We start from the raw sequence: 16,132 nt of genomic DNA on the forward strand, positions 1-16,132 counted from the left end.
TAGAGCAGCCACGTAAAGTCCTTCATAGAGTGGATGAAGTCCCGTACGCAGCTTAAGCCCGCACGTAAAGTCCTTCATACAATTGGACGAAGGACTAATTAAGCACCCAACTTATTAGAAACGATTTTTTTATTCAAAATATGCCCACTGGTGAACGCCTACTAGTTTATAATTTTTCTTTAAAATTTGCCGAATCCACTTCTTTGTAGGAACTACCTGACACCAATCATAAACAAGATTGGTCGTTATTTTTTCCTCGGGGAACAGTATCTGATACTCTTTAACAGATCTTAATACAGCGTTTGTCACCGATTCTTTATGCTCGCACTCTTTACATTTGCATTTTTTACCTTCAACCACAACAGAAAATGAATCACATTTCTCACAAGTAATCCCTTTTTGAAGCTGCTCGTAATGGTAACTTGGAATCTTAGTAAATGGGGATTTGGTGATATGCAAAGACATTAATAAATCTGCTATTTTTTTCTGTTTTTCATTTATTTTTACAGGGTTTGTGTCCAATGTTTTCATGTGGTTCTTGATTTGAGTTGGAAAGATTACCGGTAAATTTAGGGGTGCTTGATAGAGAGTGAATGATGGATTGATAAAAATAACTGAAGCTTCAATAGGGAGGTGACATCCATGGCTGCGAAGTAACTGATTTAATAGAGTTTCGCTTCTACTTAATTGAAGTAGGGGGTTGCTCACTTCTTGTTTAGGTTTCTTGAATAATTTATTCGACTCATAATAGTAGTCGCCTTCATAATTTTTAACCTCATAAAAGTGAATTTTTCCATTGATCAGGTTAAGGTTGTCTATTTGGAAGATTGTGTTATTCACTTCCAATAACAAATCATTTAATAGTAGGCATTCGCTGTGAAGTTGTTCCGTCAAGATATCGAAGAGTAATTCTCCATCGTATCCTTTTTTTAGATTTGAAAAGTACTGCATATCCTTGCTAGATAATTCACTTCGCTTGTCTAATAACTCTAGTAGAATTAGTTCATCTGGTTTTGTTCGGTGTTTTAAAATCATAGCATACATCCTTTCTAGTAATTATCTTTATTATATTTGAAAATTTAGTAGATTTAAAGCCAGACTTAAGGGCTGATGGTCTCAAAATGAAAAAATGCCCGCCCCACAACAACTGGGGCAAGCATCACTCAACACTTCAAACATCTACTTCGGTACCACTAACACTAACGAAGTACCTTTATCAACCTCAGATTTCAAGGTAATGCTACCACTGACCCCTCGAGCACGTTCTTCCATGCTGAAGAGGCCCACACCGTTTCCTTTTTCATCAACTGTAAAGCCCTGGCCTTTGTCGATTACTTCTACGGTAACGTCCGATTCGCCTTCTTGAATCTTAACAACGGCTTCTGCTACATTGGCATATTTGGCGATATTGGTTAGCGCCTCTTGAACAACGCGATAAATGGTTGTTTCCTTATGAATATCAAGGCGTGTCTTTAATGTACATTCGAACTCCACGTCAATTCCGTAATGTTGGGAGTAGTGTTCAATATATTTTCGAAGTGCTGGAACGACACCGAGATCATCCAACACTGAAGGGCGAAGCTCCCAGGCAAGACTGCGGATGTCCTCCATCATAAAGGAAACATCCTGACGCAAACGGCCGAGGCGTTCATCTGGCTTTTCACTAAGCAATTGATCGAGTTGAATCAATAATGAAAACATACTCTGACCAATGCCATCATGAAGTTCGCGTGAAAAACGTTTGCGTTCTTCTTCTTGGATGCTAATGACTCGGGTCATCATGCTTTTTAGCTCTTCCTGTGTTTCTTTTAGTGCGGTAACCTCATGTCGTACGGCCAAATACTGATTGGGGCGTCCGTTTTCGGATAAAATGGGAACAATCGTTGTATCGACCCAATAAAATGATCCGTCCTTTGCTTTGTTCTTAATTTCACCTTTCCAGACATGGCCAGACCCAATCGTACGCCACATTTCTTTCCAGAATTCCTTGTCATGATGGCCGGAATTAATGATTCGGTGGTCCTGGCCCATTAACTCATCCCTCGAAAACTTTGAGATTTCGCAGAATTTATTATTGATATATTGAATTTTTCCTTGGCGATCTGTGATTGCAACAATCGAGGATTCATCTAATGCAAAGGTTAAATCGGCAAGATGACGTAATGACTTCTCAACATCTTCGCGAAAAGCAGGGTCTTCAATATGTTTTTCTAGATCGGCCAAAAGCTTCAAAGCATTTGGGCCGCCAATTTCAGATTGGTGTTTGAGTCGGTCAATTTTATTCAAAATGCAATAATCCTTTCTTCATTGCGTATTTCACAAGCTCTGGTCGAGATTTCAACCCGAGCTTCTCCATTAAATTGCTTTTATGTGATTCAACGGTTTTAACACTAATCACTAAACGCTCGGCAATTTCTTTATTTGAATAACCCTTTGCAATCCATTCGAGCACTTCTTTTTCCCGTTCTGAAAGCAATGCGAAGGTGTCAGCATTATCTCCCTTTTTGACGCGGTCCAAATATCCACTCATCAAAACCTTTGTTGCAGAGGGTGTTAAATAGGCATTCCCTGTGGAAACAGATTCAATTGCTCCCAACAGATCCTCGTGTGGAGCATTTTTTAAAATATAGCCTGATGCTCCAGATTGAATTGCCCTAAATAAGTATTCCTCATCATCGTGCATTGTTAAAATGAGGATGGCGATGTTTGGCATGAGTTCATGAAGCTCCTGTGTTGCTGTTAATCCATCTTTTCCATGAGGCATGCTTAAATCCATTAACACGACATCAGGGTTTAATTCTTTTGCTTTTTGAATTGCTTCGTCTCCTTCAGATGCTTCCCCAATTACTTCTATATTATTTTTCCCGTTTAATAGCATCATCAGTCCCGAACGGACAACGGCATGGTCGTCCACTATTAGTAATTTAACCATGATATTCCTCCCCCTAAAACGAATCCGACGTTTTCCATTCACAATAGTTCCATTATAGCACGTTCTGGCGGTTATTTTGAAAAATCAATCGTTCAAGGAATTGTTACAAATAAGGGGTTTTTCGTCCAAAGATAGGGGGGTTCCCTGATATGTTTTAAATCACACTTCTTCTACAATAGGTTTATGTTAATTGATTGAGGAGGAGTTCGTATGCAGGCAAAAGCTGCAGCAATCCAAAAAAAGCAAACACCAGCTTATAATAACGCGTTTGCATCAAAGTTTGCCAAGTCCATGTTTTTATCTGTGCTAGGGCTGGCGGTTTTATCATTTATTGGAACGAGAATGTTTACACATGTTGACTTAAATCTTTACGGCTATATGGTAGGAACCATTGTATTCATTGGGGGCTTCTTTTACCGCTTCATTGCTTGGGGAGAAAGACCGCCAACGAAAATCATTATTAAAAAAGGTATCAAACTTTTATTTCGAAAATCGACTCCAAAAACATCTGTGGAGCATTTAGCTACTTACAATTTCATTTGGAATAGGGGAATTTACCGATGGACCCAACATATTTTAATCGGTGGGGGTTGCATCCTTTCTTGTTTTGTTACATTTCCACTTGTCTTCGGTTGGATGTATTTTACGATGGACGAGAATGGCTTTTACAACATCATTGCGATGGGGATACAGGTCTTGACGGTACCAGCAGATGGTATCATCGCAAATCTATCTTATAATGCCTTAAATATCACCGCAGTAATGGTAATTGCAGGAGTTTGTATGGCATTGTACCGACGTATGAAAAATCTACAAGCAAGAGCTGAACAAAAATTCATGTATGACTTGCTGCCACTTTATATGCTGTTATTAGTCAGCGTTACCGGTTTACTTTTAACCTTTATGAATATTTTCTTACATGGTGCAGGTCAGCCAGTGATGTCACTCATCCACCAATGGTCAGTGATTATCACATTGATTTACCTGCCATTCGGAAAACTTGCACATATTCCATTCCGACCTATGAGTGTGTTTGCAAGAAACTATCGTGAGCATTATGCAGAAAAAGAAACGAAGAAATGTAAGGTTTGTGGTGAAGGTTTTGTATCAACTGAACAGTCACAAGATGTCATCAATGTACTTGATGTGAACGATATTCATTTTAAAACTAGAGAAGGCCATCATTTAGCAGAAATGTGTCTTCCATGTCGCAGAAAATACCGGATTGCACAATTTTCCGGCTTCCCAACCCACGAGGTTAAAGTCAAGGAGGCAAATCAGAATGCAAAGGGATAAGTTTTTTAAAGAAGTTAAAAATGTCAATCATCCGAACGAAAAATTAATAAAAACACATTGTAGCTATTGCGGAATGCAATGTGGAATGAATTTACGAGTCAATATAACCACCAACAAAATTGTAGGGGTTGAACCGCGCTATGATTGGCCAGTAACCGTTGGAAAAATGTGTCCGAAAGGGGTAACGGCATACCAGCAAACGAACCACAAAGACCGAATCTTAAAACCGCTTATCCGTGATGATGCTTCCTTAAAAGGAACAAAAGAAGGATTTCGGGAAGCAAGCTGGGATGAAGCCTATGATCTAATCGTAAAGAACTTCAAGAAGTTGCAAGCAGAACACGGCAAGGATTCATTATCCGTCTTCAGCGGAGTATCGATGACAAATGAAAAATGTTATTTAACAGGAAAGTTTGCTCGGGTTGCACTAGGGACTCGCTACATTGATTACAATGGACGTTTCTGTATGTCTAGTGCTGCCGGTGGATTCCTTCGCTCCTTTGGGGTTGACCGTGGATCGACATTACCATGGACGGATATCCATGAAACGGATTGTTTGTTTATAGCAGGAAGCAACACAGCAGAGTGTCATCCAACTTCCATGTTCCGTGTTTGGAATGTACAGGAACGAGGCGGCTACATCATTGTCGTGGATCCGCGCGAAACTCCGATAGCAAGAAGAGCAGATGTACACCTTGATCTAAAACCAGGTACGGATTTAGCTCTAGCAAACGGGATTTTACATTTACTAATTGAAAATGGCTACACAGATGAAGAATTTATTGCCAATCATACGAATGGCTTTGAAGAGACGAAGGAACTTGTGAAGGAATTCACACCAGAATACACAAGCGAGTTAACTGGAATCGCACCTGAAAAGATTATCCGCGCTGCTGAAATTTATGGTAAAGCACCGAATGCGGTTGTGATGTTTGCACGCGGTATTGAGCAACAACATAAAGGCGTTGATAATGTATCTGGATATACAAATATGGCTCTAATTACAGGAAAAATTGGCCGTCCAAAATCAGGCGTTGCCACTTTTACAGGTCAAGGAAATGGGCAAGGTGGAAGGGAACATGGTCAAAAATCAGACCTGCTACCAGGCTATCGCAAACTGACGAATCCAGAGCATGTTAAGGAAGTTTGCAGTGTTTGGGGGATTACTCCAGAAGAAATGCCAAAACCAGGTGTTTCTGCATATGAAATGTTTGAATTAATGGATCAAAAGACAATTCGTGGACTCTATCTCCTTTGCTCAAATCCAGCAGTATCAGCACCAAACTTAAACTTCGTCAGAAAGGCACTTAAATCACTAGACTTCATGGTATGTGCAGACTTTTACCTATCAGAGTCAGCAGAGTTTGCAGATGTCGTTCTTCCGTCTGTGACATGGTCTGAAGATGAAGGAACGGTTACAAATATAGAGGGTCGTATTATTAAGATCAATAAAGCACAAGAACCGATTGGTGAATCCAAGCCTGACTGGCAAATGCAGGTCGAACTTGCAGAGCGACTAGGTAGAGGGGAATATTTTTCACACTTAAAAACGGCTAGAGATGTAGCCGATGAATTCCGACTCGCGAGTAAAGGTGGGTATGCCGATTATTACGGTGCGACATGGGATAAAATCGAAAAGCAAGATGGCGTATTTTGGCCGTGCCGTGATGAGGAAGACAAGGGAACACCACATATGTTCCTTGATAAGAAATTCTATCACCCAGACGGAAAAGCGAAAATTTGTGCATTGCCATATCGTCCACCAGCAGAAGAACCGGATGAAAACTATCCACTTCGCTTAACAACAGGACGTGTCGTATACCACTACTTATCTGGAAACCAAACAAGACGAATTTCATTTCTGCATGATATGTGTCCAGAGCCATATGTAGAAGTTCATCCAGAATTGGCGGCAAAATATGATATTCAACATGAAGAACGTGTTCGCCTTTTTACAAGAAGGGGCGAAAGTATTTATAAAGTGAAAATCACGGAAGCGATCCGAAAAGATACAGTATTTGTTCCTTATCATTTTGGTCATGAGGAATCTATTAATCTATTGACAATAGCAGCGCTTGATCCGATGTCAAGAATGCCAGAGTTCAAGGCATGTGCTGCCCAGATTGAAAAATTAGTTGCAAAGAAGGTGCAGTAAATGCAAAAACGGCTTTACTTAGAACTTGAAAACTGTATCGGTTGCCGCTCTTGTCTTGCGGCGTGTACACAATGCGGTGGGCATGAACAACGAAACCGAAACTACGTATATGATGTGAATCCGCTCGTGAACAGACAGACCATGCCACTTATGTGCCTTCACTGTGTAAACCCAGCTTGTGCAAGAAGCTGTCCTGCACAGGCGATTCAAATTCATGAGTCAGGTGCTGTGTTATCTGCACTCGTGGAAAAATGCATTGGCTGTCAAAACTGCACGATTGCGTGCCCATATGGAATTCCGAAATTCGATGAAGAGCAAAACTTAATGTACAAATGTGACCTTTGTATCGATCGATCAAAGGATGGCATCCCACCAATGTGTGCGAGTGTTTGTCCGTCTAACACCATCCAGTGGTTAACTGATGAAGAGATCGAAAATAAGAAAAAGCACCATAATCTTGATAATGGAAAATGGGTTACAAGCATGCCTCTTGAAGGTGAAACGAACGTAAAGATAAGTTTACCTGGTATTTTACAAGGTATTGAGAAGTTATTTTAGAAATATGTTCAAAAAGGAAGCATCCGCTAAGGAGTGATGGGAATGCCGTCTGATAAAAATAATAAAATTCCTTTTAATGAGGATAATTACACGCATAATATTAACCGCAATAATGAAAGAAGCCTTGATCGCCGTGGCTTCATGAAGACTTTAGTAGGAGCAGCTGGAGTGTTTGCAATTTCATCCCTGCCATGGGGGGCTGTTGCTGCTAAGGAATTAATGGGACTTGGAGAAAAAGAATATTCCCATAAAAAAATTACCGATGTGAGTAAATTGGCTGTGGGTGATTCTATTGATTTTACTTTTCCAGGTGACCATGATGATGCCATTTTAATTAGGCTATCAGAAAACAAATATGTGGCGTATCAAAATGCATGTACTCATCTCCGTTGCCCTGTTTTTTGGGTGAAGGAGGAGGGACAAATGGTTTGTCCTTGCCACCATGGATTCTTTGATGTAGAAACGGGTGCACCAACTGCAGGTCCACCACGCCGTCCATTGCCAGAAATTCAAGTAAAGGTAGAAAATGGTGCAGTTTATGCGGTGAGGGTGAAACGATATGAAGCGTAGTTACCAAGGTGTACTCCTCCTTTCCGTCATCTTGTTATTGAATATTGTTTTTACACAAAAAATGGTGCATCAATTTTTTTATGAAAACTATGTAAATACGCTGATCTATTGTGGCTTAAACATTGTGTTATTTCCAGTCGCATGGGTTATATACAAAAAGTTAAAAAAGGCGTGACGTACATGAACAGTGAAACGTATCTTGATTTTTGTTTTATTAGAGAGGCAACCGGCAATTTTACAGAAGAAATTAATGAGCTCTTAACAAAGCTATTTAAGGGCATACGACTAAATTGGTACTTAGAGGAAAAGACGGAGGAAGGCATTGAAATTGTGATTGCCGAGGTTAAGGGAATGAGTAGATGGCAATCCGAGGATGAAACCATCGACTACATCGAAACACATGCGGACGATGCCTTTTGGTCCTACCTTCAAGGGTATAAAATGTTCATCTATCCTGCTAAGAGAGGGTGTGGCAGCTGTGGAGTTAACTGAAATTAGTAGCTTAGAATCTTTTATTTTGGGAAATGTGGAAGTTTCTATTTTGGATGAAGATGGGGATGATAAAGCCCCATTCGTAAAAAAAGAAATTATGAAAACAGAGCTTTGTCCGGATCGGACCCACCTTCGCATTTATTTTGACCGGTTGCAGTTCTTTGCTGTTCCTTTAACTGCAGAGGTAGCAATAAGTGATGAGATTTGGTCGGCTTTTGATGAGCAGGCTGGATTAACCTATGTCGTAAAAAAGGTGCGTGGTCATAATGGTTAGGAAAATTCAACTTCCCCTTCAAACATTAAACCTTGTTGTTGGTTTTATGGTCTGGGTGCTTATATCATCCCTCTTGCCATTTATGAAAGAGGATATCCATATTCCAGCAAATCAATTAGCATTGGTAACCGCAATACCCGTTGTACTTGGTTCCATTTTGCGAATTCCACTTGGATATTACGCTAATCAAATTGGTGCCCGAATCATCTTTTTACTAAGTTTTATTTTATTGTTATTCCCAGTTTACTATATTAGTATAGCTAACACAGTAACTGACCTATTGATTGGCGGGCTGTTTCTGGGAATTGGTGGAGCGGTTTTCTCAGTAGGGGTTACTTCATTGCCTAAATACTACCCAAAAGAGAAACACGGATTTGTGAACGGAATCTATGGTGCGGGGAATCTTGGAACTGCAATTTCAACCTTTGCAGCACCAGTGATTGCTACAAAAATCGGTTGGTCTTTAACCGTTCAATTATATTTAATCATTCTTACCATTTTTATCGTAGCAAACTTTTTATTGGGAGATAAAAAGGAAGTAAAGGTCCAAACTCCATTAATGGAGCAAATTAGAGGAGTCTATAAGAACGAAAAACTATGGCTTCTAAGCTTATTCTATTTTATTACCTTTGGTTCTTTCGTTGCGTTTACAGTCTATTTACCAAACTTCTTAGTGGAGAATTTCGGTTTAGATAAGATTGATGCAGGAATCAGAACGGCAGGATTTATTGTTCTAGCAACCTTGATGCGACCAGTAGGTGGGTGGCTTGCGGACCGTTTCCATTCTCTAAAACTATTAATGTTTGTATTTGGATGCTATACGGTATCTGCCATGATCCTATCATTTGCTCCATCAATTGGTTGGTATACAATCGGATGCTTAACAATTGCTTTCTGCGCAGGAATGGGAAATGGGGTTATTTTTAAATTAGTACCAATGTATTTCCAAAAGCAAGCGGGAATTGTGAATGGTATTGTATCAGCAATCGGCGGATTAGGAGGATTTTTCCCACCTATTCTCCTTGGAATCCTCTACCATGTCAACGGACATTACGCAATCGGATTTATGGCCTTATCAGAGGTGGCATTAGCAAGCTTAATTCTTGTGGTGTGGATGTACTACAATGGAAGAATGGAACTTTCGAAACAGGTCATTGATCATACTGCTGAAGGAATCATGGTTACAGATTTACATGGGAAAATCATTTCTGTGAATCCAGCATTTACGACTATTACAGGTTTTACAGAGGAAGAAATTATTGGGAAGACACCGAATGTTCTTAAATCTGGTAAGCAGCCAAAAGAATTTTATGAGGACCTCTGGAAAAAAATCGAAACAGAAGGCTTCTGGCAAGGACAGATCTGGAACAAACGTAAGGACGGATCGAACTACTTACAATGGCTAACAATCAGTGCGATTAAAAATGATTCTGGAGATATCGTACAATACGCCGGTATGCTAAGTGACATGACCGGAAAACAAGTTAAACAAAGTTAAAAAATCGGGCCCAAAATGTGCCCGATTTTTATGCCCACAGGAAGTGAGTTTCTAGTTTTTGATCTTATTGCTAGGAAAATTGAGGCATACGCACGAGGCTATACAAAATTTTGGTGGTTTACAGTCAAATTCACCCTCACTAATTGAGGTAAGAATTTTTATAGAGGAAATAAAAAATGAATCCTATCAATGGGATTCATTTTTTTATTTCTGCAAATTCACTTGTTGTCTTTTTTAATAACTCTATTTGTTCGGTTGTGTATTTTACTTCAGAGCGTGAGCCGATTAGAAGAACCCCAGCGACCTTACCATTCACATGAACTGGGACTGCAACAGCTGAAACGAGGTTTTCTGCTAGCATGATTGGATATTGGAGTCGTGTTTTCTGTCGGTTCGGTGTATCAATGTCTAGGACCATTGTTATACCAAAACGGACAACAGATCCGGATAATCCTTTGCCTGGGCGAATGACCATATTCTTGAAACGGTTATTGGTAAAACCGTAAGCATATTCCCAGCGGATTGTATGATTTTCTTGATCGACATTCGCATATGCAGAGAAATCACTTGAGGTATTTGTACACAAATCATGAAGTTTTTGTTCAAATTCCACTTGCATTGCTTCCATGAGTAATCTCTCCTCGATCCTGTTCGTGATTTCTTCTTTATATAAACGTAATTAGAATTTTACATCTTCCTATCTATTGTAAATCTTTTTTTCAAGATTGTATGTCAGGGAATTCCCTTAACTTTATGGTTATTAAGGATGAATTTTATATCCGTCATAGGGGAAGTTCCTAGAGAATGTGCTTGTCTAGGGGAAAGTCACGGGAAATTAAATAGGGGAATTCAGAGCAAAAGTTAAGGGGTTCCCCTGATACCGGTTTTTCACTATTGGCCGTATGATTATAGTATAAAGTCATGGCGGAGGGGGAACCAAAAATGGCAATGAGTCTACAGGAACTAAGTAGCGAGATTCCTCATATAGAGTCAATTAATGAAAGCATTGATCAATTTTTATCTGAAGAAAATTTAAATAAATTACAAAGTATTATGCGCACAAGAAAAGTAGGAGCGGGAACTCACCTCTTTTGGGATGGTGAGGAAGCGAAAGAAATGTATTATATTAAGTCTGGTAGAGTGAAACTCCGTGTATCCTCAGAAGGAGGAAAAGACTTCTTACTATCAATCAAAGAAAAAGGAAGCCTAATTGGAGAATTTGGGGGCTTCGCTGAAAGCCTATACTATAATTATCGTGCAGATGTTGAAGAAACTGCTGAGATCGGCATCATCCACATTAATGATTTGAAAAAATTATTATATCAATTTGGGAATTTTGCAGTTGAATTTATGAGTTGGATTGGCTGGACACAGCGAATCATGCAAAATAAATTATATGATTTCCTGTTTTTTGACAAACAAGGGGCACTGGCATCTACATTAATTAAACTAACCACAACACATGGTGTTAAGTGTAAGGACGGGATCCTACTTGCAATCGAACTAACGAACAAAGATTTAGGTGATTTCATCGGCACAACTCGTGAAAGTGTTAACCGTATTTTAAACAGTTGGAAAAGAGAAGGAATTGTTGAAATGTACGACCATAAAGTGGTCATCAATCGAATCAATTGTTTATATGATATTTGCGATTATTCGGGTGGAGTACATTAAATAGAAATAAGTGATTATTATTAGGCAAGGGACAGCGATATGAGCTGTCCCTTTTTCATTGAAAATTTTGTAAGAACTCTAAGTTGTTTTGTCAGATTATTACATTGACAAAATTTGTTTGAAAGAATAACCTACCATTATCTTTATATTCATAGAATACTATATATAGAAAATATAAAGTGTAGTGTGATAATTAATTCTGATGTCTGTAACTTCTATTTGGGATGGACTGAATGTAAATGCGAAAGGTGGGTGTCTGTATGTTTATAGCAATGATGTTCTGGGTTGGGGTTATGGTATTTAGCGTAGTGTTAAATACATTTCTTTGCTATAAGGTAGAAAAGTCCGGTGTAAAGCGTTGGGGAGCTACTGGAAGAATATTCAAATATAAATAGAAAAGTGAGGGGATTCGATGGTTTGGTACGTAGCTGTATTTGCTTTTTATATTGTTTTTCTTATCTGGGCAAACCTCAAAAGCCTTAAGGCTGCAGAATCTATCGATGATTTTGCAATCGGTGGGCATAGACTGGGTTTGCTGATGAGTATCGGTACTACAACCGCTACATGGGTAAGTGTGGCATCGGTTATTGGAATACCGGGTTATCTATATAGTACTGGAGTTGCTACAATTATCGGGTGGGTAGCCGGTTGGGCGTTTGGTGGAGCATTACTACCACTTGTCGCCTACAAAGTCAGAAGGCCAAAAGTACCTGCAAGGACATTCCCGGAATTTGTTCGATTTCGATTTGAACCTTTTAAGAAAAAGAGTTCCCTCCAAGCTTTGGTTGGGATACTAATGTTTATTGGTTACTTGCTCTTAGTAAATATTCAGGTAACGGGCTTCGGTATTGTGTTCTCCACGATAACAGGCATTAAATATGAATTTGCTATTTTTGGTTTCTTACTATTTATACTATTAACAAGCCTGGGTGGATTCTGGTCAGTTGCTGCAACTGACACATTAAATACATTACTGATAACAATTGGTGTTATTTTAGCAGCTGGTGTTGTCTTGGTATTAACTGGTGGAATGACCAATATCCTTGATACACTTGCTACCACTACAGCACCAACAATTGTAGGGGGACCTGAACTTGAAAAGGGAATCCTTCTTTCACCAGTTGGATCTTTCGGTCTTGGAGCATTATTTTCTATCTTTATTTCAAATTCACTTGGAACACCTTCTTCACCGCACTGGGTAGCAAGAATGGTAGCACCAAAAAATATTAAAATTGCAATCTTACAAATCATGGGTACTATATTTTTATTAATTTTTATCATGGGCCCACTTATCATCGTTGGCCTAGGTGCAAAAGTATTAATACCTAGCTTACCTGTTGGGAAAACAACAGACTATATTGTTCCATTGCTGATCCAAGAGTATATGCATCCATTTATTGGGGCAGTCATACTTATTGCCATTTGTGCGGCAGCAATATCTACTGCTAACTCGATGCTTTTACACTGTGCAACGTCACTTTATTATGATGTGTATTTAAACATCTCTTCGAAAAAGGTTTCAGACAAAGGATTTAGAAATTGGTTGCGTCTAAGTATTTTTGGAATTGCAATCGTTGCTGTTTTACTTGCGATTAAACCACCTTGGTTTATTGCGATGGGCTTCACGTATGTATACGGTGGTTTTGGTGCAGCCTTCTTCTTAGTTGTATTTTTTGGATTATACTGGAAGCGAATGAACAAGGCAGGAGCCTATACAGGAATATTAGTGGGTTCAGTGGTGTATATAATCGCAAAAGCGATGGAAGCTACCAATCCATTCGTTGTAGCCGTAACAGCTTCATTAATTGGAGTACTAATCGCTGTATTTACAACTAAAAAACCACCAATCGAAGCATACGAACCATACTTCAACGCAGAAGTCAGCAAATCCACCGAAGATCTATATGCGAAAATCAGAGATTAAATGGGACATAGGGACAGGTCCCGCGTCCCACCAAATTTTTCCTGGGACAGTGTACCTGTCCCTCTGACCCAAATTGAAAAGAGGCTGGGACAAAACCCTCCTCTGAACTGAAAAAGCCTGTGAATTTTTACTATGAGTAAAATTTCACAGGCTTTGATTATTTTTAAATAAAAAATAAGGACATTCTTTGTTAAAATTAAGTTACCACACAAAATCCAAACAGAAAGAAGTGTCCTTATGTTTAAAGATTATAACATGAATCAATTAATTTTGCCTTTAGATTTAGAAGTAAAATTACAAAATAATGATATTGCCTTCCATGTCCATCATTTAGTTGAAAGTATCCCGCAAGAAGCATTCGAACCATTTCTTCGAAATGAGGGTTGTCCTGCTTATCATCCACGCATGATGCTTAAAATTATCTTGTGTGCCTACTCGCAATCTGTCTTCTCTGGACGCAAAATTGAAGCCCTATTAAAAGATAGTATCCGTATGATGTGGTTAGCTCAAGGGTATGAACCAAGCTACCGCACAATCAACCGATTCCGTGTTCAATCAGAAGTGAAAGATTTAATTCGCAAATGTTTCGTCCAATTCCGTTGCCAATTAGTTGAAGAAAAACTTATTGATCAAGAAGCTATTTTTATTGATGGTACAAAGATTGAAGCGAATGCGAATAAATTTACGTTCGTTTGGAAGAAATCCATTGAGAAATATAGTGAAAGCTTAATTGAAAAGTCAAACCAGCTATACAACGAGCTACTTAAGAACGAAATCATACCTGAAATTGAACGCGAAAACACCGAACAGTTATCGTTGGAAGAGCTCACTCAATTGGTTCAAAAAGTAGACGAAGTCGTAACCGAGTATGATAAACAAATTGAAGTTACATCAGATGTTTCAGAACGAAAAGCTTTAAGAAGCGAACGCAAATATCCGAAACAAGTACGTAAGCAATTGATTGATTTTGTCTTACGTAAACAGAAATACCAAGAAGACTTAGAAATCTTTGGCACACGTAATAGCTATTCTAAAACGGATCCTGATGCGACATTTATGCGAATGAAAGAAGATTATATGAGAAATGGACAGTTGAAAGCTGGTTACAATGTACAAATCGCAACGGAAGGTCAATACACTCTTGCTTATAGTTTGTTTTCTAATCCAACAGATACACGTACGTTAATTCCATTTCTAGATGAAATCGAGCAGCATTATTTCGAGTTACCGAAACACATTGTCGCAGATGCAGGTTATGGTAGTGAACAAAACTATAATGATATCCTTTCCAATAGAAAACGAGAAGCGCTTATCACTTATAACCTGTATTTGAAGGAACAAAACAAAAAGTTTAAACAAAACATATTTAACCCTGACAATTGGCAGTATGATGAAGAAACAGATACATATACATGCCCTAATCATAAACGTCTTGAGTTTCAATATCATTCTATTCGCACTGACCGTACAGGCTTTGAACGGAAGTTCAAAATCTATGAGTGCGAAGACTGTTCGGGATGCCCATTCCGCTTATCATGTACAAAAGCCAAAGAAGGTAACAATCGAAAACTAATGGTGAATGAAAAGTGGGAACAGCAAAAAGAATACGTAAGAGCGAAGCTTTCAGAAGAGAAAACGAGTGCCCTCTATCGAAAACGCAAAATCGATGTGGAACCAGTTTTTGGATTCTTGAAAGCTAATTTGCGTTTCTCCCGATTTTCTGTTCGAGGAAAATCGAAGGTGGAAAACGAAATGGGTCTAGCTTTAATGGCAGTGAATTTAAGAAAATTCACTGCCAACAACTAAGGTAATAGGAGAGTTTACACGAAAATAGAAAAAGGTGAGTTTGAGCGTGCTCAAACTCACCTTTTTCATTATTCGAAGCTAGTTAATGTCCCAGCCTCTTTTTGTGTTTTGTATAAAGAACATCACGGCGGCTGGCTCAAAGAACAATTTAGCGATCGATTAAGTGAACTTTTTAGAGAACAAGTTTGTCACCGATTTGTAGATTGTACTTTTCTATAGTCCCTGTTGGGAGTTCTAAAGTAGAAAAAGCTTTTCTATTAGGGATCGCAATTTTCCAGGGCTGGAGGTTATAGCGTACATCTACTATTCTATTTTCCTTATCTAAGAAAACAATATCCAGCGGAAATCTCATAAAGAACATATGTATAGATTCACATGGAGTTAAATGAAGGCCTTTATTTACGTATGGTTTCCTTTCAAACATCAAGCCCTTGAATCGCTTCATAAATGTATCAGCCTTACTAATTGGTAGATCTAGGTCTAAAGAATGTTGCATAATCCATTCCTCCTATCGAGTTAGTTGTTAATGTTCATTATATAGGATATTTTGTTCTAAATAAAAAACAAAAAAGTAAGAAAAAAAGAGAAAAAAGGAGATTAATAGAGAAAGATGGTCATTATATAGAACGAATGGCCTATTTTGGCTGTTTCCAATATAGAACGTTCGATATATACTAAAGTCAAGTTCAATATAAAGAACAAAACAAACCAAAAACAAATTTTAGGAGGAAACAAAAATGATGAAAAACGTAGTAGGAAGATTAGTTAAGGAAGAAGAAGGACAAGCATTAACAGAGTATGGGTTATTGGTTGGGTTGATTGCAATGGGGGTTGTTGCTGCAATCGTAGCACTTGGAGCCGATATTGCAGGTGTATTTACTTCTATTTCGACAAAATTAAAGTCTATCGTAATACCGTCATAATTAGAAAGCCCTGCCCCGGCAGGGCTACAA

The 16,132-nt window shown here is 38.7% G+C and carries 17 protein-coding genes; 12 read left to right on the forward strand and 5 right to left on the reverse strand.

All coding sequences use genetic code 11. The annotated features are described in order from the left end of the window. Positions 1-129 precede the first annotated feature (129 nt). From NST91_RS02555 to NST91_RS02565, 3 genes are all read right to left on the reverse strand, one after another. On the reverse strand, positions 130-1,035 hold the full coding sequence (locus tag NST91_RS02555; RefSeq protein WP_341329880.1) for a nuclease-related domain-containing protein: 906 nt from the start codon (positions 1,033-1,035) through the stop codon (positions 130-132). Between the two features lie 144 nt (positions 1,036-1,179). Continuing rightward, entirely contained in the window at positions 1,180-2,286 is a 1,107-nt protein-coding gene (locus NST91_RS02560) for a PAS domain-containing sensor histidine kinase (protein ID WP_341329881.1), read from the reverse strand. Beyond that, a complete protein-coding gene (locus tag NST91_RS02565; protein WP_341329882.1) occupies positions 2,279-2,932 on the reverse strand; it encodes a response regulator in 654 nt (217 codons plus the stop codon). Before NST91_RS02565 ends, NST91_RS02560 begins: the two co-directional genes overlap by 8 nt. A 210-nt stretch (positions 2,933-3,142) precedes the next feature. Here NST91_RS02565 and NST91_RS02570 point away from each other — a divergent pair, with 210 nt between their 5' ends. The 7 genes from NST91_RS02570 (at position 3,143) to NST91_RS02600 (ending at position 9,775) form a co-directional block, all read left to right on the forward strand. Beyond that, positions 3,143-4,228 carry a hypothetical protein gene (locus NST91_RS02570; protein WP_341329883.1) on the forward strand — a complete coding sequence of 362 codons (1,086 nt, stop codon included), beginning with the start codon at positions 3,143-3,145 and terminating at the stop codon, positions 4,226-4,228. Beyond that, complete coding sequence (locus tag NST91_RS02575) at positions 4,215-6,383, forward strand: molybdopterin oxidoreductase family protein (protein WP_341329884.1); 2,169 nt, start codon at positions 4,215-4,217, stop codon at positions 6,381-6,383. Before NST91_RS02570 ends, NST91_RS02575 begins: the two co-directional genes overlap by 14 nt. Continuing rightward, entirely contained in the window at positions 6,384-6,941 is a 558-nt protein-coding gene (locus NST91_RS02580) for a 4Fe-4S dicluster domain-containing protein (protein WP_121446797.1), read from the forward strand. It abuts the gene before it with no gap. A 42-nt stretch (positions 6,942-6,983) separates the two neighbouring features. Next, complete coding sequence (locus tag NST91_RS02585) at positions 6,984-7,511, forward strand: Rieske (2Fe-2S) protein (protein ID WP_341329885.1); 528 nt, start codon at positions 6,984-6,986, stop codon at positions 7,509-7,511. A 180-nt stretch (positions 7,512-7,691) separates the two neighbouring features. Continuing rightward, the gene (locus NST91_RS02590; RefSeq protein WP_121446794.1) at positions 7,692-8,003 is read left to right on the forward strand and encodes a hypothetical protein; all 312 of its coding nucleotides are present in this window, start codon (positions 7,692-7,694) and stop codon (positions 8,001-8,003) included. Continuing rightward, the gene (locus NST91_RS02595) at positions 7,990-8,277 is read left to right on the forward strand and encodes a hypothetical protein (protein ID WP_341329886.1); all 288 of its coding nucleotides are present in this window, start codon (positions 7,990-7,992) and stop codon (positions 8,275-8,277) included. Before NST91_RS02590 ends, NST91_RS02595 begins: the two co-directional genes overlap by 14 nt. After that, the gene (locus NST91_RS02600; RefSeq protein ID WP_341329887.1) at positions 8,270-9,775 is read left to right on the forward strand and encodes a nitrate/nitrite transporter; all 1,506 of its coding nucleotides are present in this window, start codon (positions 8,270-8,272) and stop codon (positions 9,773-9,775) included. The genes NST91_RS02595 and NST91_RS02600 overlap by 8 nt, the downstream gene beginning before the upstream one ends. A 196-nt stretch (positions 9,776-9,971) precedes the next feature. Here the strand turns inward: NST91_RS02600 and NST91_RS02605 are convergent, their stop codons facing one another. Then, the gene (locus NST91_RS02605; RefSeq protein ID WP_341329888.1) at positions 9,972-10,403 is read right to left on the reverse strand and encodes a GAF domain-containing protein; all 432 of its coding nucleotides are present in this window, start codon (positions 10,401-10,403) and stop codon (positions 9,972-9,974) included. Between the two features lie 314 nt (positions 10,404-10,717). Between NST91_RS02605 and NST91_RS02610 the strand changes: the two genes are divergently transcribed. From NST91_RS02610 to NST91_RS02625, 4 genes are all read left to right on the forward strand, one after another. Next, positions 10,718-11,449 (forward strand): Crp/Fnr family transcriptional regulator, encoded by a 732-nt coding sequence (locus NST91_RS02610; protein ID WP_341329889.1) that lies wholly within the window; start codon positions 10,718-10,720, stop codon positions 11,447-11,449. Between the two features lie 260 nt (positions 11,450-11,709). Beyond that, entirely contained in the window at positions 11,710-11,844 is a 135-nt protein-coding gene (locus NST91_RS02615) for a hypothetical protein (protein ID WP_341329890.1), read from the forward strand. A 17-nt stretch (positions 11,845-11,861) separates the two neighbouring features. After that, positions 11,862-13,373 carry a sodium:solute symporter family protein gene (locus NST91_RS02620; RefSeq protein WP_341329891.1) on the forward strand — a complete coding sequence of 504 codons (1,512 nt, stop codon included), beginning with the start codon at positions 11,862-11,864 and terminating at the stop codon, positions 13,371-13,373. A gap of 237 nt (positions 13,374-13,610) precedes the next feature. Continuing rightward, positions 13,611-15,179, forward strand: a complete 1,569-nt coding sequence (locus NST91_RS02625; RefSeq protein WP_341329892.1) for an IS1182 family transposase — start codon at positions 13,611-13,613, stop codon at positions 15,177-15,179. Between the two features lie 172 nt (positions 15,180-15,351). Here NST91_RS02625 and NST91_RS02630 read toward each other — a convergent pair whose 3' ends face one another. Then, positions 15,352-15,675: a DUF192 domain-containing protein gene (locus NST91_RS02630; protein WP_341329893.1), complete on the reverse strand. Its 324-nt coding sequence runs from the start codon at positions 15,673-15,675 to the stop codon at positions 15,352-15,354. 241 nt (positions 15,676-15,916) lie between these two features. Between NST91_RS02630 and NST91_RS02635 the strand changes: the two genes are divergently transcribed. Further along, positions 15,917-16,102, forward strand: coding sequence for a Flp family type IVb pilin (locus NST91_RS02635; RefSeq protein WP_341329894.1), 186 nt, complete (start codon positions 15,917-15,919; stop codon positions 16,100-16,102). The last annotated feature ends 30 nt before the right edge of the window (positions 16,103-16,132 follow it).

This window comes from Ferdinandcohnia sp. FSL W7-1320 (assembly GCF_038050315.1).
Taxonomy (GTDB): domain Bacteria; phylum Bacillota; class Bacilli; order Bacillales; family Bacillaceae_L; genus Ferdinandcohnia; species Ferdinandcohnia aciditolerans.

Excerpts from the sequence above, each read along its gene's own strand:
- NST91_RS02630 (WP_341329893.1), bottom strand. The coding sequence starts at position 15,675 with ATGCAACATTCTTTAGACCTAGATCTACCAATTAGTAAGGCTGATACA.
- NST91_RS02625 (WP_341329892.1), top strand. The coding sequence starts at position 13,611 with ATGTTTAAAGATTATAACATGAATCAATTAATTTTGCCTTTAGATTTA.
- NST91_RS02620 (WP_341329891.1), top strand. The coding sequence starts at position 11,862 with ATGGTTTGGTACGTAGCTGTATTTGCTTTTTATATTGTTTTTCTTATC.
- NST91_RS02615 (WP_341329890.1), top strand. The coding sequence starts at position 11,710 with ATGTTTATAGCAATGATGTTCTGGGTTGGGGTTATGGTATTTAGCGTA.
- NST91_RS02605 (WP_341329888.1), bottom strand. The coding sequence starts at position 10,403 with ATGGAAGCAATGCAAGTGGAATTTGAACAAAAACTTCATGATTTGTGT.
- NST91_RS02585 (WP_341329885.1), top strand. The coding sequence starts at position 6,984 with ATGCCGTCTGATAAAAATAATAAAATTCCTTTTAATGAGGATAATTAC.
- NST91_RS02555 (WP_341329880.1), bottom strand. The coding sequence starts at position 1,035 with ATGATTTTAAAACACCGAACAAAACCAGATGAACTAATTCTACTAGAG.
- NST91_RS02590 (WP_121446794.1), top strand. The coding sequence starts at position 7,692 with ATGAACAGTGAAACGTATCTTGATTTTTGTTTTATTAGAGAGGCAACC.
- NST91_RS02635 (WP_341329894.1), top strand. The coding sequence starts at position 15,917 with ATGATGAAAAACGTAGTAGGAAGATTAGTTAAGGAAGAAGAAGGACAA.
- NST91_RS02610 (WP_341329889.1), top strand. The coding sequence starts at position 10,718 with ATGGCAATGAGTCTACAGGAACTAAGTAGCGAGATTCCTCATATAGAG.
- NST91_RS02565 (WP_341329882.1), bottom strand. The coding sequence starts at position 2,932 with ATGGTTAAATTACTAATAGTGGACGACCATGCCGTTGTCCGTTCGGGA.
- NST91_RS02600 (WP_341329887.1), top strand. The coding sequence starts at position 8,270 with ATGGTTAGGAAAATTCAACTTCCCCTTCAAACATTAAACCTTGTTGTT.
- NST91_RS02570 (WP_341329883.1), top strand. The coding sequence starts at position 3,143 with ATGCAGGCAAAAGCTGCAGCAATCCAAAAAAAGCAAACACCAGCTTAT.
- NST91_RS02580 (WP_121446797.1), top strand. The coding sequence starts at position 6,384 with ATGCAAAAACGGCTTTACTTAGAACTTGAAAACTGTATCGGTTGCCGC.
- NST91_RS02575 (WP_341329884.1), top strand. The coding sequence starts at position 4,215 with ATGCAAAGGGATAAGTTTTTTAAAGAAGTTAAAAATGTCAATCATCCG.